Source organism: Streptomyces sp. TBY4, from assembly GCF_024213195.1.
Taxonomy (GTDB): Bacteria; Actinomycetota; Actinomycetes; order Streptomycetales; family Streptomycetaceae; genus Streptomyces.
The window spans coordinates 63654-88972 of the sequence record NZ_JANAVF010000024.1; the positions used below are offsets into that span (position 1 = coordinate 63654).

General features: G+C 72.7%; 29 protein-coding genes. 27 read left to right on the plus strand and 2 right to left on the minus strand.

Annotation, left to right across the window (positions count from 1 at the left end; genetic code table 11):
- Window positions 1-65: 65 nt before the first annotated feature.
- From NLX94_RS36135 to NLX94_RS36190, 12 genes are all read left to right on the plus strand, one after another.
- On the plus strand, window positions 66-1028 hold the full coding sequence (locus NLX94_RS36135; protein WP_254387502.1) for a helix-turn-helix domain-containing protein: 963 nt from the start codon (window positions 66-68) through the stop codon (window positions 1026-1028).
- 101 nt (window positions 1029-1129) lie between these two features.
- A complete protein-coding gene (locus NLX94_RS36140) occupies window positions 1130-1939 on the plus strand; it encodes a bifunctional 2-polyprenyl-6-hydroxyphenol methylase/3-demethylubiquinol 3-O-methyltransferase UbiG (protein ID WP_254387503.1) in 810 nt (269 codons plus the stop codon).
- The gene (locus NLX94_RS36145) at window positions 1936-3606 is read left to right on the plus strand and encodes an AMP-binding protein (protein WP_254387504.1); all 1671 of its coding nucleotides are present in this window, start codon (window positions 1936-1938) and stop codon (window positions 3604-3606) included. Before NLX94_RS36140 ends, NLX94_RS36145 begins: the two co-directional genes overlap by 4 nt.
- Before the next feature lie 87 nt (window positions 3607-3693).
- Entirely contained in the window at window positions 3694-4350 is a 657-nt protein-coding gene (locus NLX94_RS36150; protein ID WP_254387505.1) for a TetR/AcrR family transcriptional regulator, read from the plus strand.
- A 2-nt stretch (window positions 4351-4352) separates the two neighbouring features.
- On the plus strand, window positions 4353-4949 hold the full coding sequence (locus NLX94_RS36155) for a CGNR zinc finger domain-containing protein (RefSeq protein ID WP_254387506.1): 597 nt from the start codon (window positions 4353-4355) through the stop codon (window positions 4947-4949).
- A 648-nt stretch (window positions 4950-5597) separates the two neighbouring features.
- Window positions 5598-6116, plus strand: coding sequence for a toxin-antitoxin system HicB family antitoxin (locus NLX94_RS36160; protein ID WP_254387507.1), 519 nt, complete (start codon window positions 5598-5600; stop codon window positions 6114-6116).
- 99 nt (window positions 6117-6215) lie between these two features.
- Window positions 6216-7082: a DUF4097 family beta strand repeat-containing protein gene (locus NLX94_RS36165; RefSeq protein ID WP_254387508.1), complete on the plus strand. Its 867-nt coding sequence runs from the start codon at window positions 6216-6218 to the stop codon at window positions 7080-7082.
- A 61-nt stretch (window positions 7083-7143) separates the two neighbouring features.
- Complete coding sequence (locus NLX94_RS36170) at window positions 7144-8136, plus strand: ATP-binding cassette domain-containing protein (protein ID WP_374684064.1); 993 nt, start codon at window positions 7144-7146, stop codon at window positions 8134-8136.
- Window positions 8133-8918 (plus strand): ABC transporter permease, encoded by a 786-nt coding sequence (locus NLX94_RS36175; RefSeq protein ID WP_254387509.1) that lies wholly within the window; start codon window positions 8133-8135, stop codon window positions 8916-8918. Before NLX94_RS36170 ends, NLX94_RS36175 begins: the two co-directional genes overlap by 4 nt.
- Before the next feature lie 129 nt (window positions 8919-9047).
- Complete coding sequence (locus tag NLX94_RS36180; RefSeq protein ID WP_254387510.1) at window positions 9048-9884, plus strand: alpha/beta fold hydrolase; 837 nt, start codon at window positions 9048-9050, stop codon at window positions 9882-9884.
- Window positions 9877-10428 carry a TetR/AcrR family transcriptional regulator gene (locus NLX94_RS36185; protein ID WP_254387511.1) on the plus strand — a complete coding sequence of 184 codons (552 nt, stop codon included), beginning with the start codon at window positions 9877-9879 and terminating at the stop codon, window positions 10426-10428. Before NLX94_RS36180 ends, NLX94_RS36185 begins: the two co-directional genes overlap by 8 nt.
- Before the next feature lie 79 nt (window positions 10429-10507).
- A complete protein-coding gene (locus NLX94_RS36190; RefSeq protein WP_254387512.1) occupies window positions 10508-11179 on the plus strand; it encodes a ScbR family autoregulator-binding transcription factor in 672 nt (223 codons plus the stop codon).
- A gap of 123 nt (window positions 11180-11302) precedes the next feature.
- On the opposite strand, the gene NLX94_RS36195 is transcribed toward NLX94_RS36190, so the two are convergent.
- The gene (locus tag NLX94_RS36195) at window positions 11303-12133 is read right to left on the minus strand and encodes an SDR family NAD(P)-dependent oxidoreductase (RefSeq protein ID WP_254387513.1); all 831 of its coding nucleotides are present in this window, start codon (window positions 12131-12133) and stop codon (window positions 11303-11305) included.
- 146 nt (window positions 12134-12279) lie between these two features.
- Between NLX94_RS36195 and NLX94_RS36200 the strand changes: the two genes are divergently transcribed.
- Together NLX94_RS36200 and NLX94_RS36205 are read left to right on the plus strand one after the other, a co-directional pair.
- Entirely contained in the window at window positions 12280-13239 is a 960-nt protein-coding gene (locus tag NLX94_RS36200; RefSeq protein ID WP_254387514.1) for an AraC family transcriptional regulator, read from the plus strand.
- A gap of 195 nt (window positions 13240-13434) precedes the next feature.
- Entirely contained in the window at window positions 13435-13602 is a 168-nt protein-coding gene (locus NLX94_RS36205; RefSeq protein WP_250744256.1) for a hypothetical protein, read from the plus strand.
- A 127-nt stretch (window positions 13603-13729) separates the two neighbouring features.
- Here NLX94_RS36205 and NLX94_RS36210 read toward each other — a convergent pair whose 3' ends face one another.
- On the minus strand, window positions 13730-14746 hold the full coding sequence (locus NLX94_RS36210; protein WP_254387515.1) for a helix-turn-helix transcriptional regulator: 1017 nt from the start codon (window positions 14744-14746) through the stop codon (window positions 13730-13732).
- 299 nt (window positions 14747-15045) lie between these two features.
- On the opposite strand from NLX94_RS36210, the gene NLX94_RS36215 reads away from it, so the two are divergent.
- From NLX94_RS36215 to mpaP, 13 genes are all read left to right on the plus strand, one after another.
- Window positions 15046-15240: a hypothetical protein gene (locus tag NLX94_RS36215; RefSeq protein ID WP_254387516.1), complete on the plus strand. Its 195-nt coding sequence runs from the start codon at window positions 15046-15048 to the stop codon at window positions 15238-15240.
- 198 nt (window positions 15241-15438) lie between these two features.
- On the plus strand, window positions 15439-16425 hold the full coding sequence (locus tag NLX94_RS36220) for an LLM class flavin-dependent oxidoreductase (RefSeq protein ID WP_254387517.1): 987 nt from the start codon (window positions 15439-15441) through the stop codon (window positions 16423-16425).
- A 161-nt stretch (window positions 16426-16586) separates the two neighbouring features.
- Complete coding sequence (gene mpaB / locus NLX94_RS36225; RefSeq protein ID WP_254387518.1) at window positions 16587-17669, plus strand: daptide biosynthesis RiPP recognition protein; 1083 nt, start codon at window positions 16587-16589, stop codon at window positions 17667-17669.
- Window positions 17669-18496: a daptide-type RiPP biosynthesis methyltransferase gene (mpaM, locus tag NLX94_RS36230; RefSeq protein WP_254387519.1), complete on the plus strand. Its 828-nt coding sequence runs from the start codon at window positions 17669-17671 to the stop codon at window positions 18494-18496. The genes mpaB and mpaM overlap by 1 nt, the downstream gene beginning before the upstream one ends.
- Window positions 18496-19803: a daptide-type RiPP biosynthesis aminotransferase gene (mpaD, locus tag NLX94_RS36235; RefSeq protein WP_254387520.1), complete on the plus strand. Its 1308-nt coding sequence runs from the start codon at window positions 18496-18498 to the stop codon at window positions 19801-19803. The genes mpaM and mpaD overlap by 1 nt, the downstream gene beginning before the upstream one ends.
- On the plus strand, window positions 19800-21005 hold the full coding sequence (gene mpaC, locus NLX94_RS36240) for a daptide-type RiPP biosynthesis dehydogenase (RefSeq protein ID WP_254387521.1): 1206 nt from the start codon (window positions 19800-19802) through the stop codon (window positions 21003-21005). Before mpaD ends, mpaC begins: the two co-directional genes overlap by 4 nt.
- A gap of 88 nt (window positions 21006-21093) precedes the next feature.
- Window positions 21094-21240, plus strand: coding sequence for a daptide-type RiPP (locus tag NLX94_RS36245; RefSeq protein ID WP_254387522.1), 147 nt, complete (start codon window positions 21094-21096; stop codon window positions 21238-21240).
- Window positions 21241-21307: 67 nt separating this feature from the next.
- Window positions 21308-21454 (plus strand): daptide-type RiPP, encoded by a 147-nt coding sequence (locus tag NLX94_RS36250; RefSeq protein ID WP_254387523.1) that lies wholly within the window; start codon window positions 21308-21310, stop codon window positions 21452-21454.
- 68 nt (window positions 21455-21522) lie between these two features.
- A complete protein-coding gene (locus NLX94_RS36255) occupies window positions 21523-21672 on the plus strand; it encodes a daptide-type RiPP (protein ID WP_254387524.1) in 150 nt (49 codons plus the stop codon).
- A gap of 61 nt (window positions 21673-21733) precedes the next feature.
- Window positions 21734-21883, plus strand: coding sequence for a daptide-type RiPP (locus NLX94_RS36260; RefSeq protein ID WP_250744242.1), 150 nt, complete (start codon window positions 21734-21736; stop codon window positions 21881-21883).
- Window positions 21884-22043: 160 nt separating this feature from the next.
- On the plus strand, window positions 22044-22838 hold the full coding sequence (locus NLX94_RS36265) for an ABC transporter ATP-binding protein (RefSeq protein WP_254387525.1): 795 nt from the start codon (window positions 22044-22046) through the stop codon (window positions 22836-22838).
- Window positions 22831-23571 carry an ABC transporter permease gene (locus tag NLX94_RS36270; RefSeq protein ID WP_254387526.1) on the plus strand — a complete coding sequence of 247 codons (741 nt, stop codon included), beginning with the start codon at window positions 22831-22833 and terminating at the stop codon, window positions 23569-23571. Before NLX94_RS36265 ends, NLX94_RS36270 begins: the two co-directional genes overlap by 8 nt.
- 82 nt (window positions 23572-23653) lie before the next feature.
- Complete coding sequence (gene mpaP / locus NLX94_RS36275) at window positions 23654-25297, plus strand: daptide biosynthesis intramembrane metalloprotease (RefSeq protein ID WP_254387527.1); 1644 nt, start codon at window positions 23654-23656, stop codon at window positions 25295-25297.
- Window positions 25298-25319 lie beyond the last annotated feature (22 nt).

Consider the following 25319-nt stretch of genomic DNA (forward strand, 5'->3'; position numbering starts at 1 on the left):
TATGTTTTTATGGGTCTGCCTGTCACGATGACATGACGCTTCCCGGAGCGAGGAGACCGATGGACATGCTGCGCCTTCGCGGGCCGAGCACATTCGTGCCGGACCGCAGTCCACCGCTCGCCCCGCCCGCTGCCCCGCTCGCCGCGGGTACGACGGCACGGGTCATCCGGGCGCACGGCGAGTCCGTGTACGGGACCGCCGTCCGCCGCGAGTTCGGGGACGTCACCATCTCCCTCGTCACCGGGGAGGCCCACGAGGCCGTACGCCCCGGCCGCCACATCCGCCCCGACCCCTCCGAGTCCCTGCGGGTGTTCCGGGTGCTGGCCGGCGAGATCCACGTCCACCAGGACGGCCGCCGGGGCCAGGCGAGCGGCCCGCAGATCATCTGCTGCGACACCAGCCGGCCGTACCGCCTCCTGCTGCCCCGGCCCTTCCGCCTGGTCGAGGTCCAGCTGCCGCACCGGCACCTCGGCATGTCGGCCGGCGACACCGCGAAGCTCACCGCCACCGGCTGGTGCGGGCGGATGGGCGCGGGAGCCCTGCTCTCCCAGCTCCTCGCCGGACTCCACGACCACGGCACCGAGATCCACTCCGCCGTGGACCGGGTCGGCGCCACCGTGGCGGGCCTGACCGCGGCCGTCCTCGCCGACCGGCTGCGCCACGTCGCCGCCGAGGACGAGGTGGCCCGGCACGACCTCATGCTCGGCATCCAGGCGTACATCCGCGCACGGCTTTCCGACCCCGACCTCACCCCGCAGGCGGTCGCCGAGCACCACAACATCTCGCTGCGCTACCTCCAGCGGATCTTCCAGGAGCACGGGACCAGCCCGGCCCGGTGGATCCGCGACGAACGCCTCGCCCGCTGCCGGTCGGAGCTGCGCGACCCGCGGCTCGAACACCTCCCCGTCGGGGTGATCGGCGAACGGTCCGGCCTGTACCAGGCCTCGCACTTCAGCCGGCTCTTCCGCGACCGGTACGGACTCACGCCGCGCGGCTACCGGACCATGCGCGAGTCCGTGCCCACGTAGGGGAGGACCCGCAGACCGGCACCGGGCACCGCGGACCACCGGCGGGCACCGCAGACCACCGGCGGGCACTGACGACCGACCAGCACTGACATCCGAGGAGGATGACGGATTTGACCGGCACGAGCTTCGAATTCCCCGGTGAGTACTACGAGATCATGCGGAAGGACTTCCGCAACCTCGACGCCGAGACGGAGTTCCTCGCGTCCCTGCTCCCCGAGGCGGGCACCGTACTCGACCTGGGCTGCGGCACCGGCTCCAACCTGCGCGCCCTGCGCGGGCGCGGCCACCGCGGCACCGGCGTCGACCAGAGCGCCGCGTTCCTGGAGTACGCGCGCGCCGCCGGCGACGAGGACATCTCCTACGTGGAGGCCCGCGCCGAGGAGTACCGCACCGACGAGCGCTACGACCTCGTGTACAGCCTCTTCATGACCCTGAACTACCTGGAGCGCGACCGGCTCCCGGCCGTCCTGCGGTCCGTCCGCGAGCTGCTGAACCCCGGCGGGCAGGTCGTCCTGGAATTCGGCCACCTGCTGAACTTCGTCGACTCCTTCCAGCCCAACAGCGTCGGCCACCACCGCCGCGACGGGGTCCTCATCACCCGCCTCGCCCGCCAGTTCATCAACGCGCACGCCGCGAACTGGCGCAACGAGGAGACCCTGCTGGTCCGCACCCCGGACGGCACGGTCGCCATGTACGACAACTTCTTCGACCAGGCCGTCCTGACCGGGCCCGAGGTCCGCGAACTGCTGGCGGCTGCGGGGCTGACCATCACGGCCGAGTACGGCGGCTTCCGCAAGGAGCCCGCGCCCTTCCACGGCCGGGGCCCGCTCGTCATCGTGGCCACGGCGACCGACACGACCCCCGCTGACACCGCGTCCGACACCGCTCAGCAAGAGGAGAACCAGGCATGACCGGCACCGGCATTTCGCTGCTCGACGGCGGGCCCGCCCCCGAAACCGGCGTCGCGCACCTCGGCGCCGCCCTCGTCCGCGCCGTCGCCGAGGGCGGGGCCGACGGCCGCGGGGTGACGTACATCCGCGCCGACGGCACGGAGGTCCACCAGAGCTACGCCGAGCTCCTCGACGGCGCCTCGCGCGTCCTGGCCGGCCTGCGCGCCGCCGGCGCCGTGGCCGGAGAGAAGATCATCCTGCAGTCGGCCGACGACGCCGACCTCCTCGCCGGCTTCTGGGGCTGCGTCCTCGGCGGCTTCCTCCCGCTTCCCGTCAGCGCCGACGCCGTCAACGGCCCCGGCCTGCTGGAGCGCGTATGGGCCGGCTACGGCCGCCCCCGCGTCCTGACCGGCACCGGCCAGGAGATCGCGCCCGCCGTCACCGCCGACTCCGCCTGGACCGCCGCGCACCTCGGCGACGTGGCGGGCCTGCGCACCGCCCACGCGGCGGACCTCGCCTGGCACGAGCCGGACGCCGCGGACCCGGCCGTCCTGCTGCTCACCTCCGGCAGCACCGGCGTGCCCAAGGCCGTCAGCCTCACCCACCGCAACATCCTCACGCGCAGCGCGGCCACCTCCCGCGTGAACAAGCTCGACGCGGACACCCGCACCTTCAACTGGATGCCGCTGGACCACATCGGCGGGCTGATCATGTTCCACGCGCGCGACGTCTTCCTCGGCGCCGCCCAGGTCCACGCCAAGATCCAGTGGGTGCTCGAGGACCCGCTGCGCTGGCTCGACGCCGTCTCCGCCCACCGGGCCGACACCACCTGGGCGCCCAACTTCGCCTTCGTGCTCGTCAACGACCAGGCCGGCCGCTTCGAGGGCCGCGGCTGGGACCTGTCCCCGCTGCGCTACATCATGAACGGCGGCGAGGCCGTCCGCTCCGGCGTCGTCCGCCGCTTCCTGGACCTCCTGGCCCCCTACGGGCTGCCCGCGACCGCCATGTTCCCCGGCTGGGGCATGTCCGAGACCACGGCCGGCGTGGCCGACTGCCAGTTCACCGAGGCCGCCGCCGGCGACGACCGGTACGTGCCCGTCGGCCGCCCGCAGCCCGGCACCCGCATCCGGGTCGTCGACGAGCACGGCACCCTCGTGCCGTGGGGCGTCACCGGCCGCCTCCAGGTCACCGGCTCGACCATCACCTCCGGGTACCACGACAACCCCGTGCAGAACCGGCAGTCCTTCACGGAGGACGGCTGGTTCAAGACCGGCGACCTGGCGTACGTGGAGAACGGCATCCTCACCGTCACCGGCCGCACCGACGACGTCATCCAGCTCGGTGAGATCGCCTACCACGGCCACGAGATCGAGGCCGCCGTCGAGGAACTCGACTTCATCGAGCCCTCGTACACCGTCGCCTCCCTCGTCACCGCTGAGCCCGGCGGACCCGAGGAGCTGGCGGTCTTCTTCAGCCCGCGCGCCGGCACCCTCACCATCACCGGGGAACAGGGCGAGCGGATCCGCGAGCGGGTCCGCGAGCGGCTGGGCGTCGACGTACCGCACCTGCTGCCCGTGGACCGCTCCGAGATCCCCAAGACCGGCATCGGCAAGCTCCGCCGCGCCCAGCTCCGCAAGAGCTTCGAGGACGGCCTGGCCTCCGCCGTCCCGGCCGGCACCGCGGCCTGACCGTACGGGTGGTGCGGCTCGGGCGGGCCGCCCCAGGGCCTGTCGCACCACCCGTACGCCTCCATCCCCTACGCACGAGGAGCGCCCATGGCGCAGCAGGAGCGAGCCGAGCGGACGCGCCGGGCTCTGATCAACGGCGCCGCCAAGGCCATTGACCTCTACGGCTACGAAGGGGCCTCGCTCGCGGTGATCTGTACCGCCGCGGGCGTCACCAAGGGCGCCCTCATGTACCACTTCCCCGCCAAGGACGACCTGATCAGGGCGGTGCGCACCGAAGCCCGGCACGTGGTCGTCGACGCGCTCGGCGCGGTGCCGCACCGCGGGATCCGGCCCCTGCAGACCGCCGTCGACATGACCCACGCCGTCGCCGGGCGGCTCGGGCACGACCCCGTCGTACGGGCGGGCGCCCGGCTCACCCGGGAGTTCGTGCACTACCCCGACGGCAGCGTCTCCTGGACCGACGCCGTACGCGAAGAACTGGCCGACGCGCTGGCGGGCGCGGCCGACCCGTGGGGGACGGCGGCGCAGCTCGTGTACTCCCTGATCGGGATGGACGTGTGCCTGCGCGGCGAGGAGCACAGGCCGGGCCGGTCCTGCGGGCCGCTGCGCGGGCACCTGACCCGGCTGTGGCAGCTGCTCCTGCCCGGGATCCTCGCGGCGCCGCAGGCGGTGGAGCTGTACCGGGCGGAGGGGTCCTCGCCGTACTGTGCGTTCGCGGCCGTGCCTACGGGGCTGCGGGGGTGAGCATGGACCGCGTCGCAGGAGCCGCCCTGGGGGCGATCGCGCCCGATCCGCGTCCGCTGACCGGGGAACCGCTCAGCCTGGACCTCCTCAACACCCTCTGGCACGACCGGTACGGGCGCTACGACCTGCTGGACTCCACCGCGGGCCTCGCCTGCTGGCTGTCCGGGTCCCGGGTCGCCGCCGCGTACGCCGGCGGCGAGCTGCGCGCCGACCGGACCACCCTGGCCGCTGCCCGGGCGGCCCGCTCCGCGGTGGCCGGCGTGGCCGGGCGCGTAGATGCGGGGCCGGGGGCGTTCGACGCCTTCAACCGGCTGCTCGACGCGGGGCGGATCCGGCGGCTGCTCACGGCCGCGGGGCCGGTGGAGCGGCTGGAGGCGGCGGATCCGGGGCGGCTGCTCGGGTATCTCGTGGCGGCGGATTACCTGCGGTTGCTCAGCACCGCGGGGGATCGGCTTCGCAGTTGTGCGAATCCGACGTGCGGGCTGCGGTTCCACGATGTCAGCCGGAACGGCACGCGTCGGTGGTGCACGAGCACGGGCTGCGGGAACCGGGCGAAGGCGGCCCGCCACTACGCCCGGCGCACGGCCTCCGCCCCCTGACCCCGGGACGGGTGTCCCGTCCCGCCCCGCCGGTGGGTGCGCTGCTGCGCCCTTTCCCGCTGCGCGGGGCGGAGTTCCCCTACCCACCCTTCGCCCGTTCCCCGGGCTCTGCCCGGACCCCGGTCCTCAAACGCCGGACGGGCTGAAAGAACCCTGGGGCTCCGCCCCAGACCCCGGTCCTCAAGCGCCGGACGGCTGGATGGGGGTGGGCTGCGCCCGGACCCCCTGGGGCTCCGCCCCGGACCCCGCGCCTCAAACGCCGGCGGGGCTGGATTTGGCCGCCCTCGGCGTGCACCTGCGCGCAGCGCACCCGGCCGGGCGCACTGGATGGCCCGCAGGGCCATTCCAGCCCCTCCGGCACCCTCAGCCGCAAACTCAGCCCCTCCGGCGTTTGAGGAGCGGGGGTCCGGGGGCTGGCCCCCGGGAACGGCGCCGCGCGTGGCAACGGGTCCGGGGCGGAGCCCCGGGGAACGGGCGAAGGGCGGGTAGGGGACAGCCCCGCGCAGCGGTGGTGTCGGCTGGCGCCATTGTGGCGCAGGGTGGCGTCACCGCTCTGAACTGGGAGTTTGTTGGTCGAGGTGCCATCCGGCGAAGGCGTGGTGCCAGATTGGCTCGACATGGCGCCATGTCTGTGCCATGCTGTGGGACATGGACCTCACGCCCTACGTCACCACCCTCCGCCAAGAGCTCGCCATCGCCGCAGAGGCCGGCGGCGACGAAGCCCGCAAGCTGGCCGAGAGGCTCACCGCTCCGCTGGAGTCGGCGACCCGGCTGACCCTCCTCAACGTGCTCTCCGCCGCGATGGACGAGGTCACCCGCGACCTCGCCCCCGGCTCGGTCGACGTACGGCTGCGGGGGCTCGACCCCGAGTTCGTCGTGACGCCGCCCTCGACCGAGGGCCCCGCCCCCGTGGCGGAGCCGGCCGGTCCGGTGTACGCCGAGCCGCAGGCACCCGCCGACGGCGACGAGGGCGGCACCGCCCGCGTCAACCTGCGGCTGCCGGCCCACCTCAAGGCCCGCGCCGAGGAGGCCGCGAGCCGCGAGGGGCTGTCGGTCAACGCTTGGCTGGTGCGCGCCGTGTCGGCCGCGGTCGACGGCGGCACGCGGCCCCGTACGGCGGAGAAGTCCCAGAGCGTGGGGCAGAGCTTCACCGGATGGGTGAGCTAGGGCGCTCCCCGGTCCGGCCCCGACTTGATCGAACGCACCGCATCCACACCACGTCCCACCAGCGGGGACGCCCGGAAGACCCAAGAGGACGGGACAGCCATGCCTACTTTCGACACCTCCGAAGCGATCTCGGTCACCGCACACGTGGAGGCCGGCTCCATCCAGTTCACCGCGAACGACCGCCTCGACACCGTCGTCGCCGTACAGCCCCGGGACCCGAAGCGGGACAAGGACGTACGGGCTGCCGAGCAGACCGAGGTCACCTTCGCGAGCGGCGCGCTGAGCGTCCGGACGCCCAAGTCCAACCCGTTCGGCAAGCCCGGCATCGTCGACGTGGTCGTCGAACTGCCCACGGGCTCGCGGGTCGACACGACCGGCTCCTGGACCCAGGTGGTCGGCGAGGGCCGGCTCGGCGAGGTCCGGGTGAAGACCTCGTCCGGCGACGTCCGCCTCGACACGACCGGCCCGCTGAAGCTGATCGCCTCGCACGGCTCGATCACCGTGGACCGGGCCGAGGGCGCGACCGAGATCACCACCAGCTCCGGCAGCCTGCGCCTCGGCTTCGTCGACGGCTCCGCCGTCCTGAAGAACTCGCACGGCACCACGACCGTCGGCGCCGCGACCGGCGAGCTGCGGGTGAGCGGTGCCAACGGTGACATCGACATCCGGCGCGCCGAGGACTCGGTCACCGCCAAGACCGCCCACGGCACCCTGCGGGTCGGCGAAGTCGTCCGTGGAGTGGTTGAGTTGGAGACCGCTTACGGGGCCATCGAGGTCGGAGTCCGTGAGGGTACGGCCGCCTGGCTCGATGTCAGCTCGGGCTCCGGCCAGGTGCGCAACACGCTCACCGCGTCCGGGAGCCCCGACGCGGCCGCCGACACCGTCAAGGTCCGCGCCCGCACGAAGTACGGCAACATCGACATCCGCCGCGCGAGCGCCGGCGCCGGCGCCGGCACCGGGGTCTGACCTCCCCTCCCCTCCTTCTCCGCTCCCCCCCCGTTACTTCAGCCTTCGAATGGAGGGCCTCATGCCTTCTTCTGTCATGCCCACATCACGTCGGGGAGACGGTCACCCCGCTCCGGCCGCCGTCTCCACCGTCGGGCTGCGCAAGTCCTACGGCGACAAGACCGTCCTCGACGGCATCGATCTGAGCATCCCGGCCGGGTCCGTGTTCGCCCTGCTGGGGCCGAACGGCGCGGGCAAGACCACCGTCGTGAAGATCCTCTCCACGCTCATCAGCGCCGACGGCGGACAGGCCCAGGTCGCGGGCCACGACATCGCCGCCGCGCCGAACGGGGTGCGTGCCGCGATCGGGGTCACCGGGCAGTTCTCGGCCGTGGACGGGCTGATCACGGGGGAGGAGAACATGCTGCTGATGGCGGACCTGCATCACCTGTCGAAGGGTGAGGGGCGGCGGGTGGCGGCCGAGTTGCTGGAGCGGTTCGACCTCACGGAGGCGGCGAAGAAGCCGGCTTCGACGTACTCGGGTGGGATGAAGCGGCGGCTAGACATCGCGATGACGTTGGTGGGTGATCCGAGGATCATCTTCCTCGACGAGCCGACCACCGGTCTGGACCCGCGGTCCCGTCACAACATGTGGCAGATCATCCGTGAGCTCGTCAGCGGTGGGGTGACGGTCTTCCTGACCACGCAGTACCTGGAGGAGGCCGACGAGCTGGCCGACCGGATCGCGGTGCTGAACGGCGGCAGGATCGCCGCCGAGGGTACGGCGGAGGAGTTGAAGCGGCTGATCCCCGGAGGCCACGTACGGCTGCGGTTCTCGGACCCGGACGCCTATCGGTTCGCCGCCGGTGTGCTGGGTGAAGCCGCCCGGGACGACGAGGCGCTGGCCTTGCAGATTCCCAGTGACGGCAGCCAGCGCGCGCTGCGCTTCGTACTCGACCGGCTGGACTCGGCCGGCATCGAGGCCGACGAGCTGACCGTGCACACCCCCGACCTCGACGACGTGTTCTTCGCCCTGACCGCGTCCACCCACCAGACCAAGGAAGACGTCCGATGAGCTCCCTCTCCTTCGCCGTCCGCGACTCGTCCACGATGCTGCGGCGCAACCTCCTGCACGCCCGCCGCTACCCGTCGATGACGCTGAACCTGCTGCTCACGCCGGTCATGCTGCTCCTGCTCTTCGTCTACATCTTCGGCGACGTGATGAGCGCGGGCATCGGCGGCGGCGGCCGCTCCGACTACATCGCCTACCTCGTTCCCGGCATCCTGATGCTCACCATCGGCGGCACCACGATCGGCAGCGCGGTGTCCGTGGCGATGGACATGACCGAGGGCATCATCGCCCGCTTCCGCACGATGCCGATCCATCGCGGGTCCGTCCTCATCGGGCACGTCGTCGGAAGCGTCATCCAGTGCGTGATGAGCGTGGTCCTGGTCGGGGCCGTCGCGGTGGCCATCGGCTTCCGGGCCACCGACGCCACCGCCGTGGAATGGCTGCTGGCGCTGGGCCTGCTGGCACTCGTCTCCCTGGCGCTCACCTGGATCGCCGTCGGGATGGGGCTGACCAGCCCGAACGCCGAGGCGGCCAGCAACAACGCCATGCCGCTGATGGTCCTGCCGCTGCTCTCCAGCGCCTTCGTGCCGGTGGACGCGATGCCGGGCTGGTTCCAGCCGATCGCCGAGTACCAGCCCTTCACCCCCGCCATCGAGACCCTGCGCGGGCTGCTGCTCGGCACCGAGATCGGCAACAACGGGTGGATCGCCGTGGCCTGGTGCCTGGCGCTGGCCCTGCTCGGCTACTTCTGGTCCAAGTCCCTGTTCCAGCGCGACCCGAAGTAGGCAGTGAGAGCAGATGGAGCGAGAGCAGGCGCAGCGAGAGCAGGCAGCGAGGGCTTGACCGGTGCGGCTAATGCCATTAGCTTACGAGCGACAGGCATTAGCCGCAGCGTCATTTACGGGGGACGGGTCATGACGGAGTTTCTGAGCACCGGCGGCGGACGGCTCGCGTACGAGGTCACGGGCGAGGGCCCGCTGATCGTGCTCGCCCACGGCATGGGCGACAACCGCGGGGCCTACCGGGAGACCGCGGCCCTGCTCGCCGCCGCCGGGTACCGCGTCGCCTCCACCGACCTGCGCGGACACGGGGAATCGAGCACCGGCTGGAGCTCGTACACCCGCACCGACGTCGCGGGCGACCTGCTCGCCCTGATCCGGCACCTCGGCGGACCGGCCGTCATCGTCGGCCACTCCTTCGCCGGCGGCTCCGCCACCATCGCGGCGGCCCAGGAGCCCGGGCTCGTCGAGGCGATCGTCGAGATCAGCCCGTTCACCAGGGCGCAGAAGATCGAGTTCGGCGCCCTCGGCTCCAACGCCCGCTACCGCAAGGGCATGCTCCTGCTGCTCGGCACCGGCGTCCTGCGCAGCGCCGGGCTCTGGAAGCGCTACCTCGACCACGCCTACCCGGGCACCCGCCCGGCCGGTCACGCCGCCCACCTCGCCGCGCTCGACGCCGACCTGGGCCGCCCGGGCCGGATGGCGGTCGTCGCCAAGATGGGGATGTCCGCCCCCACCGACGCGGGCGCCCGCCTCGGCGACGTCCGGTGCCCCGCGCTGATCGTCGAGGGCACCCTCGACCCCGACTGGGCCGACCCGGCCGCCGAGGGCGCGGCCGTCGTCGCCGCACTGCCCGAGGGGCGCGGGCGCCTCGTCGCGATCGAGGGCGCGGGCCACTACGCCCACGCGCAGTTCCCCGCCGAGACCGCCGCGGCCATCCTGTCCTTCCTGAAGGAGACCGCGCGTGCCTAGGGCCTCGCTCTCGGCCGAGGCCGTGGTCGACGTGGCACTGCGCCTGGTCGACGAGGAGGGGCCGACGGGCCTGACCCTGTCCGCGGTGGCGGGCCGGGCGGGCGTGGCGACACCCTCCCTCTACAAGCACGTGCGCAGCCTCGCCGAGCTCCGCGACCTCCTGTCGGCCCGGATCATGAACGAGATGGCGGACGAGATCGGCGTGGCCGTCATCGGCCGCTCCGCCGACGAGGCGATCCGCGCGTTCATGACGGCCTGGCGCACCTACGCCCTGCGCCGGCCCCACCGGTACGCGGCCCTGCTGCACAGTCCCGAACCGCGGACGGCCGAAGCCGGGGAGCGTCTGATCACCATCCTCTTCGCCACCCTGCGCGCCTACGGCCTGGAGGAGTCCGCGGCCGTCCACGCGGCCCGCTGCCTGCGCGCCACCGCCCACGGCTTCGCCTCCCTGGAGACCGGCGGCGGCTTCGCCCTGCCCGAGGCCCTGGACGAGAGTTATGCCCTGCTGACGCACATGGTCGTCGCAGGTCTGCGCACCTCCTGAGGCGAGACACTGGTGCCCCCATATCAACGGAGTGTTAAATAGAGGTTGTTCGTTTTGTTTCCCGATGGAAGTTAGGCACATGGCTGAGCGCAAGAGAGAGCGCGTCCCGCAGAACCGTGCGATCCAGACCAAAGCGACCATTCTGCGCGCTGCGGCCGAGGTCTTCGACGAGTTCGGGTTCAGCGGCGCCAGCATCAGCAAGATCATGAAGCGGGCCGACGTCACCCAGGGCGGGATGTACTTCCACTTCGCCTCGAAGGAGGAGCTCGCCTACGCCGTCATGGTCGGCCAGGGCGAGGGCCTCGAATTCCCGGCCGGCGAGGACGGCCTGCAGCGCCTGGTGGACATCACGCTCTACCTCGCGGACCAGCTCCGGCACAATCCGGTGCTCCGGGCCGGCGTGCGGCTGGCCGTGGAGCAGGGGGAGTTCGGCCTGCGCGACGACGTCGCCTACCAGGCCTGGGTCCTCGAATTCCGCCAGCAGCTGCGCTTCGCCCGCGCCAAGGGCGAGCTCCAGCCCGACGTGGACGACCACGAGCTGGCCTGGATCCTGGTCAGCTCCTTCACCGGGGCGCAGCTCTTCTCCCAGATGTCGACCGGCCGGGCCGACCTCCCGCAGCGGATCGCCTCGCTCTGGCGCTACCTCCTGCCGGCCGTGGCCACCGAGGAGGCCCGCGGCGCGCTCCGGTTCACGCTGCCGGAGGCGAAAGCGGAGGCCGCGGCGGAGCCCGGCGCGAAGGCGGAGGGCTAGCGGGGCGGCGGCCGTCCCCGCCGCCGCTCCGCCGCAGGCGCGCACGGGCGCCGAAAAACCGAACGACCCCTTTTGCCCCGGACCCCCACCCGCCCCCACCGCTCAGGCCGAAGGCGGCTGCACTCATCTCACGGCCCTGGGGCCCTGGGCCTCGACGGCCACGTCCTGCCAGTCGGACCAGACCTTGAGGCGGTCGGCGTAGGCCGCCGGGAGCAGCTCGTTGCCCTGGGTGCCGAAGAAGACGCGCAGCGGCGGGTTGTCGGAGTCGACGACCTTCAGCAGCGCGGCGGCGGCGGCGCCCGGGTCGCCGAAGTCGAGGGTCTGCATGAACGCGCCCAGGGCGTCGCGGACCCCGTCGTACACGGCGATCGGGTCGACGCCGACGGCGGAGGAGCCGCCCCAGTCGGTCGCGTACGCGCCGGGCTCGACGAGGGTGACCTTGATGCCGAGGCCGGAGACCTCCTGGGCCAGGGACTCGCTCAGGCCTTCCAGCGCCCACTTCGAGGCGTGGTAGCCGCCGACGAGCGGCCACGCGACGACGCCGCCGGTGGAGGAGATCTGGACGATGTGGCCGCTGCCCTGGGCGCGCAGGAAGGGCAGGGCGGCCTGGGTGACCCAGAGGGCACCGAACAGGTTGGTCTCGAGCTGGTCGCGCAGGGCCTTCTCGGTCAGCTCCTCGACGGCGCCGAACAGGCCGTAGCCGGCGTTGTTCACGATGACGTCGAGACGGCCGAAGTGCGCGTGGGCCTGCTGGACGGCGGCGAACACCGCGTCCTTGTCGGTCACGTCCAGCTTCAGCGCGAGGACGGAGTCCCCGTACGCGGCCACCAGGTCGGCGAGGGCGGCGGTGTCGCGGGCCGTCGCGGCGACCTTGTCACCGCGCTTCAGGGCGGCCTCGACGTACTTGCGGCCGAAGCCGCGGGAGGAACCGGTGACGAACCAGATCTTGCTCATGATGTGCTCCAAACGGAGGGGGGTGCTGCTTCGTTTTTGACTCTAGGGAGTTGAGAAGAGACTCTCCATGGCAGAAACGATCCAGGACTTGCCGATTCGTCTCGGCCGTGCGTCAGAAAGGTGCTGTGGTGGATAGGCTGCACGGTATGGACGCACTCGCCGACGTACTGGCCACCACCGGATTCAGCGGGGTACTGGTCGCCCAGCTCCGCTCACGCGGCCCCGGCTGGGGCTGCGCGCTGGAGCAGCAGAACACCGCCGGCTTCCACCTGGTGGCTGAAGGGGCCTGCTGGCTGCGCGTCGAGGGGCGGCCGCCCCTGCAGCTGGTCCCCGGGGACGTGGTCCTGCTGCCGCGCGGTGAACCGCACAGCCTGGTGGGCGCCCCGGAGGCGGCCGCCGTGCCGTACGCCGAGCTGGAGGCGGCGCACCCCCCGGGCCGCGAGGGCGTCGTCGACCTCGGGGGCCTGGGGCCCGTCGTGCGCGTGGTCTGCGGCAAGTTCAGCTACGAGGGCGATGCCACCCGGCACCCCGTCCTGTCCGCGCTGCCGGCCGTGATCCACGTTCCCGGGATGAGCGCGGACGCGGAACTGCAGGGCATCATCCGGCTCCTGATCGCCGAGACCACCCGGACGCGGCCCGGAGCCCGGGTCGTGGCTGCCCGTCTGACCGACGTCCTGTTCGTCCAGGTGATCCGTGCCTGGCTCGAGCTCACCGAGGCCGATGCCGAGACCGGCGCCGGATCGCGGCAGCGGTCCTGGCTCACCGCGCTGCACGACCCGCGGATCGGCGCCGCGCTGTCGCTGGTCCACGAGACGCCGGAGGCCCCGTGGACGGTGGAGAGCCTGGCGCGCGAGGTGGCGATGTCCCGCCCGGCGTTCGCGCGGCAGTTCAGGGAACTGGTCGGCGCCGCCCCGCTCGCGTACGTGTCCCGGCTGCGCGTCGACCGGGCCGCGCGGCTGCTGCGCGAGACGGACGATCCGGTCGGCGACATCGGCGAAGCCGTCGGCTACGCCTCCGAGTTCACCTTCTCCCGCGCCTTCTCCCGGGAACTGGGCATCGCCCCCGGCCGCTACCGGCGGGCCGCCCGGGCGCGGCCCGCCGCCTGAGCCGCCGCGCACGACCGACACCTTCACCCTGCGCAGGCTCCAAGCGGAGCCGCCCCCGAGCCGCCGCCCCCGGTGTGCCGCCTCGCAGCATGCTGCGAGGCGGAATGCCGGAAGCTGCAGCCGGAACCGGGCCGGCGGGACGAGCCCCGCTGTCAGAGTGGAACGGCCATCCCCGCTTCCGAAGGAGCCACCACCATGGCCCAGACCCAGAAGAACCCGCTCGCCGTCACGACCGGTGTGCTGATCGCCCTCCTGGCCTCGTCCACCGTGCTGTTCGACGGCACGGCGCGGTACGTGGTCATGGGTGTGCTCGCCGTCGGCGTGCTCTCCTGCGCCCGCGCGCTCCAGCGGTCCCGCGCGTAACCGTGGCCGTCTTAGCCGCCTTAGCGGTATTGGCCGTCTCAGGGCCCGTTCCGACCGGAGTCCGCGCAGGGGGAGCACCTCCGGCGCGGACTCCGTGCTTACCGGGCGGCCGCCGCGGCCGCCCCCCTCAGATCCAGCCGCGCTCCCGCGCGAGCAGCGCCGCGTGGAACCGGTTCGACGCGTCGAGCCGGTGCATCAGCGTCGCCACGTACTTGCGGTACGTCCGCACCGAGATCCCCACGTCCCGCGCCCCGTTCTCGTCCTTGTCGGCCGTGCACAGCGACTCCAGGATCCGGCGCTCCAGTTCCGTCGGGCGCTCGCCCTCTGCCGCCGGCCCCTCCTCGTCCGCCGCGGCCGGTATCTCCTGCGCCTGTCCCCACATCCGGTCGAAGAGGGACACCAGGGTGGTCACCAGGCCCGGTTCACGGGTCAGCAGGGCGCCCCGCTTGCTGTCGGAGGGGTCGATCGGGGTCAGCGCCGCCGCCCGGTCGAAGATGAGGATGCGTTCCAGGTCGAGCCGGGACACCCGTACCTCCGCCCCCTTGCCGGCCATCTCCCGCAGGTACGCCATCGTGCCCGGATCGTCCAGCGCCGCCGCCCCGAACAGGCTGCGCATCCGGATCCCGCGCCGCAGGATGCGGGCGTCGGCGGGTCTGGAGGTCTCGATGATCTCGGGCCGCATCACCCCCGAGGGCCAGGTGGTCATCGACTCCGAGCGGGTGAAGAAGGTCAGCTCGTCGATGGCGGCCCGCACCTGTTCGATGCCCATCAGCCGTTCCATGGAAGGCCGGTCGGCCCCCGCGATCGCGTCCGAGGTCGTGGCCGCGTCCCGTTCCGCGAGCAGCGAGGCCACGATCGCGTCGGCCGCGGCCTTGGTCTCCAGCTCCTGCCGGATCCGGGAGATCCGGGCGTCGATCAGGTGCTGCACCGCCTTGGCGGGACTGACCGGGCGCAGCAGCCCCTCGGTCATCGCGGCGAGCCCGAGTGCGGTGGCCCGCTGCCGCAGGACGCGTACCGCTTCCTCGTCCAGATCGGCGTGCCGCACGAGCTGTTCGGGATCTGCGCCGCCGCTCCTGAGCAGGACGCGGTAGAAGCGTTCGTCCTCCGGATCGATATCGAGAAACGCCAGATCCGCATCCCCCATGGATTCCCCCAACGCCGTGGCCGGTCATTACCCGGCCTAGATCTACCGGTTACCCCGGGTCAAGGCTACGGCAATGATCCATTCCGCTTCCGTCTCCCCTTACGGAAGGAGGCCGCCGGCGGTGCAGTAAGTGACCTCCGGGAACGCAGCAAGCTGCGCGTACGAGCCCTCGAACGCGGGCTTTGCGAACGGCAGAGTTGTGGTCACAAGGAGCCGCCGGGAAAACAACCGGAGGCCACCGGAACCGGGACCCGAAAGGGCCGGGTCCGGGACGGACCGCAAATCGAGGGGGAACCACCATGATGAAGCGCCTCAGCGTCACTCTCGCCGCCGCCGTACTCATCGGCCTGGCGGGTGCCGGCACCGCGAACGCCGACACCCCGGCCCCGCTTCCCTCCCCCGGTACCCAGGTCTGCGTCCCGATTCCGGCCGGTCTCCCGCTCCCCGGCGTCTGCGTGATCATCCCGGGCCGCGACACCCACAACTGGGACTAGCAGCCGCTCCCGCAGGGGCCTTCGGAGAGAAGAGACCGACAAATGATCTCCGCGCCGGAATTACCCGGCGGCCCGGTCCCCGCGATATTCGATCTTCCTCGGCTCTTCCCCGCCCTTCTGATCCCCGCCCTCCTCCGATCCTGACCATCCGGCTTCCGGAAACGAACTTCCGGACCGAGCACAAGGAGAGAAAGTCCGATGACCGCCTACTCGGTGCTCGTCCCCTTCGTTCCGAGCCGCCCCGAGCAGCTCCTGCCCTTCGCCGGGCTCGTCCACTGGACCGGGGCCGAACGCCTCTGGCAGGGACAGAGCCTGGTCACCGAGACCCACCAGGCCTTCGCCCACGCCGCCGGCGCCGGATTCCGGGTCCCCGTCGGACTCGGAGTGACCCTGATGCCCCTGCGCCACCCCACGGAGGCCGCCCTCCAGGCCCGTTCCCTCGCGCTGATGACGGGTCAGCCGGTCCTCGCCGGCTACGGACCGGGAGCCCCCGCGGTGCAGAAGGCCCTGCTCGGAGCCCCGTACCGGAGCCCGCTCACCGCCGCCCGGGAGTACCTGAGCGCCGTACGCGCCGCCCTCGACGGCACGGACGCGGTCCTGGACGGGGAGTACCTGCACCAGGAGGCGCTGCTGCCGCCGGTGCCCGGACCGCCCGTAGAGATCGGGCTCGGGGTCCTGCGCCCCGGCATGGCGAGGCTGGCGGGCGAGGTGGCCGACGCGGCGATCTGCTGGCTGACCCCGGCCCGCTACCTGGCCGACACGATCGTGCCCGAGGTGCGCAAGAGCGCCGAGAGCGCGGACCGGCCGGCGCCCAAGGTGGTGGCCATGGTGCCGATCGCCCTGGCGGCGCCCGACCGGGACCCCGTACGCCTCGCCCTCGCCTCCAACCGGCACCACCTGAAGGCGCCGCACTACCAGGACATGCTCCGGCGCGGCGGTGTCGAACTCCCCGCCGCCACCGGTGCGGAGGCGGACGACGAGCGTGCGCGGGGCGCGGCCCTGGTCGCCGGCGACGCCTTCCTCTACGGGGAGCCCGCCGAACTCCTCGCGAAACTGGAGGCCTTCCGCGAGGCGGGCGTGGACGAGATCGTCCTCAACGTCACGGGAGTGGCCCAGCTGTACGGCGCCCAGGTCGCGAGCCGTGAACTGCGCTCGCTGCTCACGCTCCTGGGGCTGGCCTCCTGACCGGAGGCGTCCCGGACCCTCCGCCCGCAGCTCCGTACCGCAGCTCGCTCCGGCCCCCGCAGCTCCGTACGCCCTGACTTCCGGCCGCCCTCGGCCGATCCCCTCCAGCTCCGCGTCATCAGGCGCCCGCGTCCACCCACGCACTCACGTTAGGCATGTTCATGACACTCACTTCCGTCAAGGCCCACGCCTTGCAGTGGGGCACCGGACGCCCCCTGGCCGCACTCGCCCCCCGCCCGCCGTTCACCGCGACGGTCGTCCTGGAGGACGCCGCCCACCTCGACGCCCTCCTCGGCAGCGGAGTGGCCGGACCCGGCACCGTCGTCCTCGTCCCCGGGGACGAGCCGACCGCCGAGCCCGAGCCGCACGAGGCCACCGGCGCCCAGGTCATCGTCTGGCAGGGCTCCCTCGGCGAACCCGGCGCGGAGGCCGGCCTGCACCCCGACTTCTACCTCCAGGTCCAGGCGTACTCGATCACGCCCTACCTCTCCGTCCTCGGACCCACCCTGGTCCGCATCGCCGAGGAAGCCGACTTCCAGGCCTTCCTGGAGGACGCCGACCGGGCCCTGGAGGAAGGCGAGTTCTCCGCCTTCCTGACCCACCCCTCGGTCCAGCTCGCCGACCTCGGCGCCCTCGGCGGCAACGGCGACGGCGACGGCCCGGCCCTGCGCCTCTACGTCGCCGCCGACGGAGCCGTCAGCGTCGCCCCCGGAGTCACCCCGCTCGGCCCCGTCGGCACCCCCGCCGCCGCACTGCACCAGGCCTGGGAGGACTCCGCCGGAGCCCTGGCCGGCGTGCTCGACGAGGACCTGCGCCGCGAGCAGCTCGCCGCCCGGCCCTGGATCTCCCGCTACCTGGCCGCCGTCGGCGCCATCCGCGAAGCCGTCACCCGGGGTCTCGAACACCCCCGCGTCTCCGGCTTCGGCGGCCGCCTCGTCCCCGCCCTCGCCGACCACCCCGCACCGCAGGACACCTCCGGCGACAGCCCGGTGCTGCTCTTCACCGCCGAGCAGGCCCTGATCCACCACCCCGGGGACCGCCGCACCATCGCCCTCTCCCCGGACGCCGCCCAGGCCGCCGAAGCCCTGCTCGTCACGGGCAGCGCCCAGGCCGCCGCCGACCACGCCGACCCGGCCACCGTCGACGCCGTCGCCGCCTACTTCGCCGGCATCGGACTGCCCCTCACCGAGTCCGCCGCACCCCGTACCGCCACCCCCGACGCCACGGAAGGAGCGACCATCTGATGGGCGCCATACTGCTCAGCCCCGCCGCCGCGGGCACCGGCCTCACCGGCCGCGCCGCCGAGGCCGTCGCCGAACTCGGGGACCGCGCCGTCCTGTGCGACCTCTACGACGAGGCCGGCGCCCCCGTCTACCACGACATCGCCGGCACCACCCCGCACGAGGTCCGCGAACTCCTCTCCGCCCTGCGCCGCGTACCCGGCCCGGTCCTCGACCTCGCCGCCGGCTCCGGCCGGCTGACCTTCCCCTTCCTGGCCCTCGGCCGCGAGGTCACCGCCCTCGAACTCTCCGGCCACATGATCGGACTGCTCCGGGACCGGCTCGCCGCCACCCCGGCCTCCCTCCAGGGCCGCTGCACCCCCGTCCAGGCCGACATGAGCGACTTCTCGCTCGGCCGCCGCTTCGGCGCCGTCGTCCTCGGCACCACCTCCATCTCCCTCCTCCCGGCGGAGGCCCGCCCCGGCCTCTACCGCTGCGTACGGGAACACCTGGCGCCCGGCGGCAGGTTCCTGCTCACCACCGTCGAGGTGGACGCCGCCGACGACGGCAGCGACGAGAGCGAGATCCTCGCCCCCGGCGAGATCACCGGCCGCTCCTACCGGATGATCGAACAGTGGACCTCGGGCAACAGCTCCCGCACGGTCACCGTCATCCCCGCGGACCCGCCGGCCGAAGGCCCCGTCCACGTCGCCACCACCACCATCGGCGTGATGCCCGCACCGCTGCTGGTCGCCGAGCTCGAAGCCGCCGGCTTCGCCCTCCGCTCCACCACGCCCATCCCCGGCGGCGGCCGCCACCACGACGTCCTCCTGGAAGCCGAGGCCCTGTGATGACCACCGCCCTGCCCGCCCTGACCGGACGGGACGACGAGACCCCCGACCACGGCCACCCGGCCCTGTGGACCTCCCTGCTCCCGCCCTCCGCCCACAACGACGACGCCATCTGCGCCGTCTCCGCCCAGGGGATGTACGTACGGTTCGCCGACGGCAGCGAACTCCTCGACGGCGACTCGGGCCTGTGGAACGCCAACCTCGGCCACGGCAACCGGCACATCGCCGAGGCCTGCCACCAGGCCCTGCTGAGCGCCTCGTACCTGAGCGTCTTCCGCTACGAACACCCCTACGCCCGGCAGGCCGCCGAGGCCCTGGTGGAGCTCTGCGGAGCCGACCACTTCGCCCGCGTCCTCTTCTCCACCTCCGGCGGCGCGGCCAACGACCTGGTCATGAAGACCGCCCGGCACTACCACGCCCTGCGCGGCGCCGAGAAGCGCAAGATCATCGTGGGGCTGCGCGGCAGCTACCACGGCCTGACCTTCGGCGGCTTCGCCCTCACCGGCGAGAACCTCGGCCAGCAGGTCTACGGGGTCGACCAGCGCCTGGTGCGCCACGTCACCCCCAACGACCCCGCCGACATCGAGAAGCTGATGCGGGCCCAGGGATCCCAGATCGCCGCCGTCGTCGTCGAACCCGTCCTCGGCAGCGGCGCCCTCCCCCTCACCGACGAGTACCTCCAGACCCTCTTCCGGCTCCGCGAGGAACACGGGTTCCTGCTCGCCGCCGACGAGGTGGCCACCGGATTCGGCCGCACCGGATCGATGTTCGCCTCCCAGCTGTGGAGCGAACGCCCCGACCTGCTGGTCACCTCCAAGGGCCTGACCAACGGCACCTGCGCGGCCGCCGCCGTCATCGTCTCCCGGACCATCGCCGACGCCTTCCGCGAGGCCGACGCCACCCTGACCCACGGCGAGACCCAGGCCGGCACCCCCGTCACCTGCGCCGCGATCATCGCCACCATCGAGGAGATGCGCCGCCTCGACGCCGTCTCCCGGGGCCGGCGCGCCGCCGAGACCCTCGGCGCCCACCTGGACCGGCTCGTCGCCGAACACCCCCTCTTCGACTCCCACGACGGCCGCGGCCTCTTCCGCTCGCTGCGCATCCTCACCCCCGGGGGCGAACCCCTGCCGCAGGCCCGGGTCCTCGACCAGATCGCCGCCATCCGGGCGGCGGGCGCCATCGTCCACGCCGGCTCCCACGGCATCCAGATCATGCCGCCGCTCACCGCGACGGACGCCGAGATCGACGCCCTCATGGAAGCCGTACGGACCGGAGTCGAAGCCTTCTCCGGAGGGCTGCGGTGAACATCGCCTGGTCCGGATCCACCCGGCTGCTCATCGGCCCCGAGGGGCTCAGCGACTGGCTGGCGGACTTCGACGACGCCCACCCGGCAGGGGGGAGCCGTCCCGTCACCGCCCTGCTCCTCGACCCGGCCGTCGCGAACTCCCGCATCACCGCCCTGGTGACCGCGGAACTGGACCGGGCGGGACACACCACCCACACCATCGTCCCCGACGGAGACGGAGGCCCGGACGAGATCCTCGCCCTGGCCCACGACACTGCCGGCGCCGGACTCGTCGCCGTCATCGGCGGCGGAGCCCTCCTGGACCGCGCCAAGCTCCTGTCCGTGGCCCACGGGGACGAGCGGGCCCGCGCGGCCCTGCGCACCACCGGCCGCAGCGGACTGCTCACCCTGGACCCGCGCACCCGCCGCACCCGCCCGCTGCTCGCCGTACCCACCACGGTCGGCACCGGATCCGAACTCAGCCGGGTCGCCTGCCTGCCGCACAACAGCGGCAAACGGCTCGTCATGGGCGACGCCCTCGCCCCCGACGCGGCCCTGCTGGACCCGGCCGCCACCGAGACCCTGCCCGGCGAGCTGCTGATCGAAGGAGCCCTCGAAGCGGTCTTCCGCACGGTGGGCCCCTACGTCGGCAACCTCACCGACCGCGCCGTCGAGGACGCCCTCGCCCAGACCGCAGCCACCCAGCTGGTCCGCCTCGGCGGAGCACTGGCCCGGCAACTGGCCGACGGACAGGCCCCCGACGCCACGCTGCGCACCGACCTGGCCCGGCTGAGCGGACTGACCCAGTCCACCTGGCTCTGCTACGGCAGGGACCTGTTCAGCACCGAGGGCTGGATGATCGCCAACGAACTCTCCAGCGCCCTGGGCATCCGCAAGATGACCGCCGTCGCGGCCATCCTGCCGGCCCTGTGGCGGGCCGTCCTCGCCGGCGACACCCGGCTCGGCTCCGCCGCCCGCCTGCGGGGGATCTGGGAACTGCTCCGCTCGGCAGACAGCAGCGGCGACCCGCTGCCCGCCGAGCCGGTGGCAGGGATCAGCGCCCTGATGAACCGCTGGGGCATCGTCCGCGACATCGCCGTCACCCCGCAGCTGCTCGACGCGGTGGCCCGCAGGACCGTACGGGCCTGGGGCGCCGGCCTCCCGATGCTCGGCGGGCTGCGCGCCGCCGACGTCAACGCCCTGCTCAGCGAAGCGGCCTGACCACCTGCGCCGCACCGCACCCACAGACTTCCGCGCCGGCTCGGCGCGGGGACCGCACCACACCACCTCTCACGGAAGGAAAACCGTCATGGACAACACGTTCGAGAACGTTGCCGCCGATGTGAACCACCTGGAGCTCGGTCTGCAGGAGCTCGAGGTCATGGAGGCCCCGGGTTGGTGGACGACCGGTGGCGTCGTCGTCGGCATCTCCCTCGTCTCGGTGGTCATGACCTGATCCGACCCGGATCAGTTCCACCGCTCCACCCCCCCTCGTACACCCACACACAGAGAAGGAGTCAGTCATGAACGAGAAGTTCGAGGCCCCCGCGGCCGATGTGAACCACCTGGAGCTCGGTCTGCAGGAGCTCGAGGTCATGGAGGCCCCGGGTTGGTGGACCACCGGCGGTGTCGTCGTCGGCATCTCCCTCGTCTCGGTGGTCATGACCTGATCCGACCCGGATCAGTTCCACCCGCTTCACCGCACTCACTCACACACCACACACGAAGGAGAACAGCCATGAGCGAGCAGAACTTCGACAACGCGGCGGTCGTCGCGCAGGACGGCCTGGAGCTGGGCCTGCAGGAGCTCGAGGTCCTCGAGGCCCCCGGTTTCTGGGAGGGCGTGTCCATCGGCATCGCCATCTCCACGGTGACCATCGCCACCTGATCCACCCGCTTCACCCGCTTCACCGCACTCACCCACACACCACACACGAAGGAGAACAGCCATGAGCGAGCAGATCCTCGACAACGCGGCGGTCGTCGCGCAGGACGGCCTGGAGCTGGGCCTGCAGGAGCTCGAGGTCCTCGAGGCCCCCGGTTTCTGGGAGGGCGTCTCGATCGGCATCGCCATCTCCACGGTGACCATCGCCACCTGATCCCGCCCCGGCACCCCCGCTCGCAACTGAGCGGCGCCTGAAACGGATCGATGCGGACCGGGCCCGGCCGGGAAACCCCCGGCCGGGGCCCGGCCCTCGGCACCACCGCTCGACCGAACCACCCACACACCCGGCACACCCCGGAAAGGACGCGGCAGCGATGAGCAGCAGCAGCGACCCGGCCGTCTCGCTGAACGGCCTCACCAAGACCTACAAGGGCCTGCGCGCCGTCGACGCACTGACCGTGGACATCCGCGCCGGCCGTGTCACCGGCCTCCTGGGCCGCAACGGCGCCGGCAAGACCACCACCCTGCGGATGCTGCTGGGGCTCGCCACCCCGACCGCCGGCACCGCCACCATCCTCGGCAAGCCGTACGCCGAACTCCCCGACGCGGCCCACCGCATCGGCGTCAGCATGGACGGCATGGGCGGCGTCACCGGCGCCACCGTCCGCGGCGAACTGCGCATCTGGTGCACCGTGCTGGGCCTGCCCGCCGGCCGCGCCGACCAGGTCATGGAGTACACCGGCCTCGACTACGCCGCCGACCGCCCGGTCAAGGGCTGCTCCACCGGCATGCGCCAGCGCCTCGCCCTGGCCACCGCCCTGCTCGCCGACCCGGAGATCCTCATCCTCGACGAGCCGGCCAACGGCCTCGACCCGGACGGCATCCGCTGGCTGCGCGCCACCCTGCGCACCCTGGCCCTGGGCGGCCGCACCGTCATCGTCTCCAGCCACCAGCTCGCCGAGCTGGAGCAGACGGTCGACGACGTCGTGATCATGCAGCACTCCCTGCGCTACGCGGGCACCCTCGACGACCTCACCAGCGACGGCGCCGTCCGCCTGGAGGAGCGCTTCTTCGAGCTGGTCGACCCGGCCGCCACCGCCGTACCCGCCGCCGACCCGGCTCGCGCCGCAGGAACCCGTACCCCGGAAAGGAACTACTCCCGTGCGTAACCTCATCGCCGGCGAAACCCGGAAGGCCCTGACCGGCCGCGCCTGGTGGGCCCTGCCGCTCGCGGGAGCCTGGCTGTGCCTGATCACCACCTTCGGATACGTCTCCGGAGGCGAGAAGGCCATCGCCGACGGGTCCACCTCCCTGGCCGTCGGCCAGGACGTCGCCCGTTCCTGGATGATGATGTTCCTGCTGGCCGCCGTCTTCGGCGCCGTGCACGTCACCCGTGACTACGCCTCCGGCACCATGGTCCGCTCGGCGCTCCTGGCCGGCTCACGCTCCCGCCTCTTCGGCGCGAAGCTCGTCGTCGCCACCGCCGCCGGAGCCGCCTTCGGCCTGATCGCCGCCGCCCTCGGCGCCGTCAGCGTCTACCTCGGCCCGCTGCCCTTCGGCCTGGAGGCCGCCGCCGACGGCGAGACCGCGCTCATCCTGCTCGGCGTGTTCGCCTGCTGCACCCTGGCCGCCCCCTGGGGCGCCCTCATCGGCTGGATCGTCCGGAACCAGACCGGCGCCGTCGCCACCCTGATCGGCCTCACGCTCCTGGTGGACCCCGGGCTGCAGAGGCTGATCCCCGAGGCCGCCAAGTACCTGCTGACCATCGCGATGAGCTCCGTCTACCGGGACGTGAAGCCGGACCTGCTCTCGCTGCCCTGGGCGTACGCGGTCATCGCCGCCTGGCTCGCCGCCGCCTTCGTCGCCGGCCGCCACCTCGTCCGCACCCGCGACATCGCCTAGAGGTGCCCCGCAGATCCGGTCCGTCCGGCCCCGACCCACCGGACACGTCCTCATCGCCCCCTTGATCCGAGGTGCTTCCACCATGCCCGCCAAAACCGCCTTCGCGCCCGATCTGGAGCGGCCCCGCACCGCCGACGACGTGGCCGTGCGCGAACCGCTCACCGAAGACGCCCCCTGGGTGATCCAGCGCGGGGAGCACAAGCACTTCCGTACCGGCGAGGACCTCGCCCGCCTGGTCCGCCTCCTCGACGGAAGCCGCGACCACGACCAGCTCGCCGCCGAACTCGGCTCCCCCTGGACCCCCGGCCACATCGGCCGCGCGGTCCGCAGCCTCGCCGACTCCGACCTCCTGGAGGACGGCCGGCCCGTCAAGAAGCCGGCCCGGATCCGCTTCGCGGGCCCGCTGACCATCCAGTTCACCCTGGTCAAGCCCGAGCGGATGCTGCGCCGCCTCGCCCCGCTGGTCCGCCCGCTCGGCCACCGCCTCGTCCTCGGCGCGGCCGCGGCCGTCGTCCTCCTGGGCGTCCTGGCCCTCGCCGCCTTCGGCGCCACCCTCGGCGAGGCGCTCTCCAGCCCGATGCCCCTGTGGGCGTACGCCTGCGTGATGCTCGGCGTGGTCGCCACCACCGCCGTCCACGAGATGGCCCACGGAGCGGTCCTCACCCATCACGGCGGCACACCCAGCCGGATGGGCTTCATGCTCTTCTACATGTCGCCGGCGTTCTTCTGCGACGTCTCCGACGGCTGGCGGCTGCCCGGCAAGCACCAGCGCGTCCAGGTCGCCCTCGCCGGCATCGCCATCCAGGCCGTGGCCGCCGGGACCGCCGCCCTCGCGGCCCTCGCCGTCCCCGCCGGACCGGTCCGCGAGACCCTGCTGCTGGTGGGCCTCGTCAACTACATGGTCTGCCTGGTGAACCTGCTCCCGCTGGTCAAGCTCGACGGCTACCTCGCCCTCATGAGCCACCTGGACATCTCCCACCTGCGGGAGAAGGCCATGACCGACGCCCGCAGGGCCATGGCCCGGGTCGTCTTCGGCGGCCGCGGCTACGAGCGCGAACTGCCCGGCCGCGGCTGGTCCGTCCCGTACGGCCTGGCCTGCCTGGTCTTCCCGCTGTACCTGGTCTCCAGCGCCCTGACCCTCTGGTCCGGGATCCTCCAGCGGCTCGGCATCGCCGGCTCCTGCATGATGGTCTGCGCCCTCGGCTACCTGCTGTGGCGCCTCGGCAAGGGCGCCGCCACCCTGGTCCGCGAAGCCGTGCGGGCCGGTGCCCGCCCCGCCCGCATCGCCGCCACGGGAGTGCTCGCCGCCGCCGGACTGGCCCTGGCCGCCACGCTCGTACAGATCCCCGCCACCGTCTCGGCCGGCTACACCACCGAACGCGACGGCAGCCTCAGCCTCCTCGTCCCCCGGGGCGGCGGCGGCTTCGACCTCACCGAGGGCACCACCGTCACCCTGCGCCGCTCCGGGCTCTTCTCCCGGCCGCAGACCGGCACCGCCACCCTCGGCGAACCCACCGGCCACGACGTGCTCGCCCCGGTCACCGCCATGCTCCCCGTCGCCAGTGACCGCCCCTGGCTGGAGATGAAGGCGTACCCGCTGCACCGCGTCACCGCCACCCCCGCGCCGAACGGCACGGACCGCACCGGCGTCGCCGAGGTCCGGGCGGGCCACCACCCGCTCTGGAAGTGGTTCGCCGTCTCCTACCTCGGCCCGCTGCTCCCCTGACTTCTCCCGTACGCCGCCCACG

Excerpts from the sequence above, each read along its gene's own strand:
- mpaM (WP_254387519.1), top strand. The coding sequence starts at position 17,669 with ATGGGCGCCATACTGCTCAGCCCCGCCGCCGCGGGCACCGGCCTCACC.
- NLX94_RS36175 (WP_254387509.1), top strand. The coding sequence starts at position 8,133 with ATGAGCTCCCTCTCCTTCGCCGTCCGCGACTCGTCCACGATGCTGCGG.
- NLX94_RS36140 (WP_254387503.1), top strand. The coding sequence starts at position 1,130 with ATGACGGATTTGACCGGCACGAGCTTCGAATTCCCCGGTGAGTACTAC.
- NLX94_RS36155 (WP_254387506.1), top strand. The coding sequence starts at position 4,353 with ATGGACCGCGTCGCAGGAGCCGCCCTGGGGGCGATCGCGCCCGATCCG.
- NLX94_RS36190 (WP_254387512.1), top strand. The coding sequence starts at position 10,508 with ATGGCTGAGCGCAAGAGAGAGCGCGTCCCGCAGAACCGTGCGATCCAG.
- mpaD (WP_254387520.1), top strand. The coding sequence starts at position 18,496 with ATGACCACCGCCCTGCCCGCCCTGACCGGACGGGACGACGAGACCCCC.
- NLX94_RS36255 (WP_254387524.1), top strand. The coding sequence starts at position 21,523 with ATGAGCGAGCAGAACTTCGACAACGCGGCGGTCGTCGCGCAGGACGGC.
- NLX94_RS36135 (WP_254387502.1), top strand. The coding sequence starts at position 66 with ATGCTGCGCCTTCGCGGGCCGAGCACATTCGTGCCGGACCGCAGTCCA.
- mpaB (WP_254387518.1), top strand. The coding sequence starts at position 16,587 with ATGACACTCACTTCCGTCAAGGCCCACGCCTTGCAGTGGGGCACCGGA.
- NLX94_RS36265 (WP_254387525.1), top strand. The coding sequence starts at position 22,044 with ATGAGCAGCAGCAGCGACCCGGCCGTCTCGCTGAACGGCCTCACCAAG.
- NLX94_RS36170 (WP_374684064.1), top strand. The coding sequence starts at position 7,144 with ATGCCTTCTTCTGTCATGCCCACATCACGTCGGGGAGACGGTCACCCC.
- NLX94_RS36160 (WP_254387507.1), top strand. The coding sequence starts at position 5,598 with ATGGACCTCACGCCCTACGTCACCACCCTCCGCCAAGAGCTCGCCATC.
- mpaP (WP_254387527.1), top strand. The coding sequence starts at position 23,654 with ATGCCCGCCAAAACCGCCTTCGCGCCCGATCTGGAGCGGCCCCGCACC.
- NLX94_RS36220 (WP_254387517.1), top strand. The coding sequence starts at position 15,439 with ATGACCGCCTACTCGGTGCTCGTCCCCTTCGTTCCGAGCCGCCCCGAG.
- NLX94_RS36215 (WP_254387516.1), top strand. The coding sequence starts at position 15,046 with ATGATGAAGCGCCTCAGCGTCACTCTCGCCGCCGCCGTACTCATCGGC.
- NLX94_RS36200 (WP_254387514.1), top strand. The coding sequence starts at position 12,280 with ATGGACGCACTCGCCGACGTACTGGCCACCACCGGATTCAGCGGGGTA.
- NLX94_RS36145 (WP_254387504.1), top strand. The coding sequence starts at position 1,936 with ATGACCGGCACCGGCATTTCGCTGCTCGACGGCGGGCCCGCCCCCGAA.
- NLX94_RS36260 (WP_250744242.1), top strand. The coding sequence starts at position 21,734 with ATGAGCGAGCAGATCCTCGACAACGCGGCGGTCGTCGCGCAGGACGGC.
- NLX94_RS36195 (WP_254387513.1), bottom strand. The coding sequence starts at position 12,133 with ATGAGCAAGATCTGGTTCGTCACCGGTTCCTCCCGCGGCTTCGGCCGC.
- NLX94_RS36165 (WP_254387508.1), top strand. The coding sequence starts at position 6,216 with ATGCCTACTTTCGACACCTCCGAAGCGATCTCGGTCACCGCACACGTG.
- NLX94_RS36250 (WP_254387523.1), top strand. The coding sequence starts at position 21,308 with ATGAACGAGAAGTTCGAGGCCCCCGCGGCCGATGTGAACCACCTGGAG.
- NLX94_RS36210 (WP_254387515.1), bottom strand. The coding sequence starts at position 14,746 with ATGGGGGATGCGGATCTGGCGTTTCTCGATATCGATCCGGAGGACGAA.
- NLX94_RS36205 (WP_250744256.1), top strand. The coding sequence starts at position 13,435 with ATGGCCCAGACCCAGAAGAACCCGCTCGCCGTCACGACCGGTGTGCTG.
- NLX94_RS36180 (WP_254387510.1), top strand. The coding sequence starts at position 9,048 with ATGACGGAGTTTCTGAGCACCGGCGGCGGACGGCTCGCGTACGAGGTC.
- NLX94_RS36150 (WP_254387505.1), top strand. The coding sequence starts at position 3,694 with ATGGCGCAGCAGGAGCGAGCCGAGCGGACGCGCCGGGCTCTGATCAAC.
- NLX94_RS36245 (WP_254387522.1), top strand. The coding sequence starts at position 21,094 with ATGGACAACACGTTCGAGAACGTTGCCGCCGATGTGAACCACCTGGAG.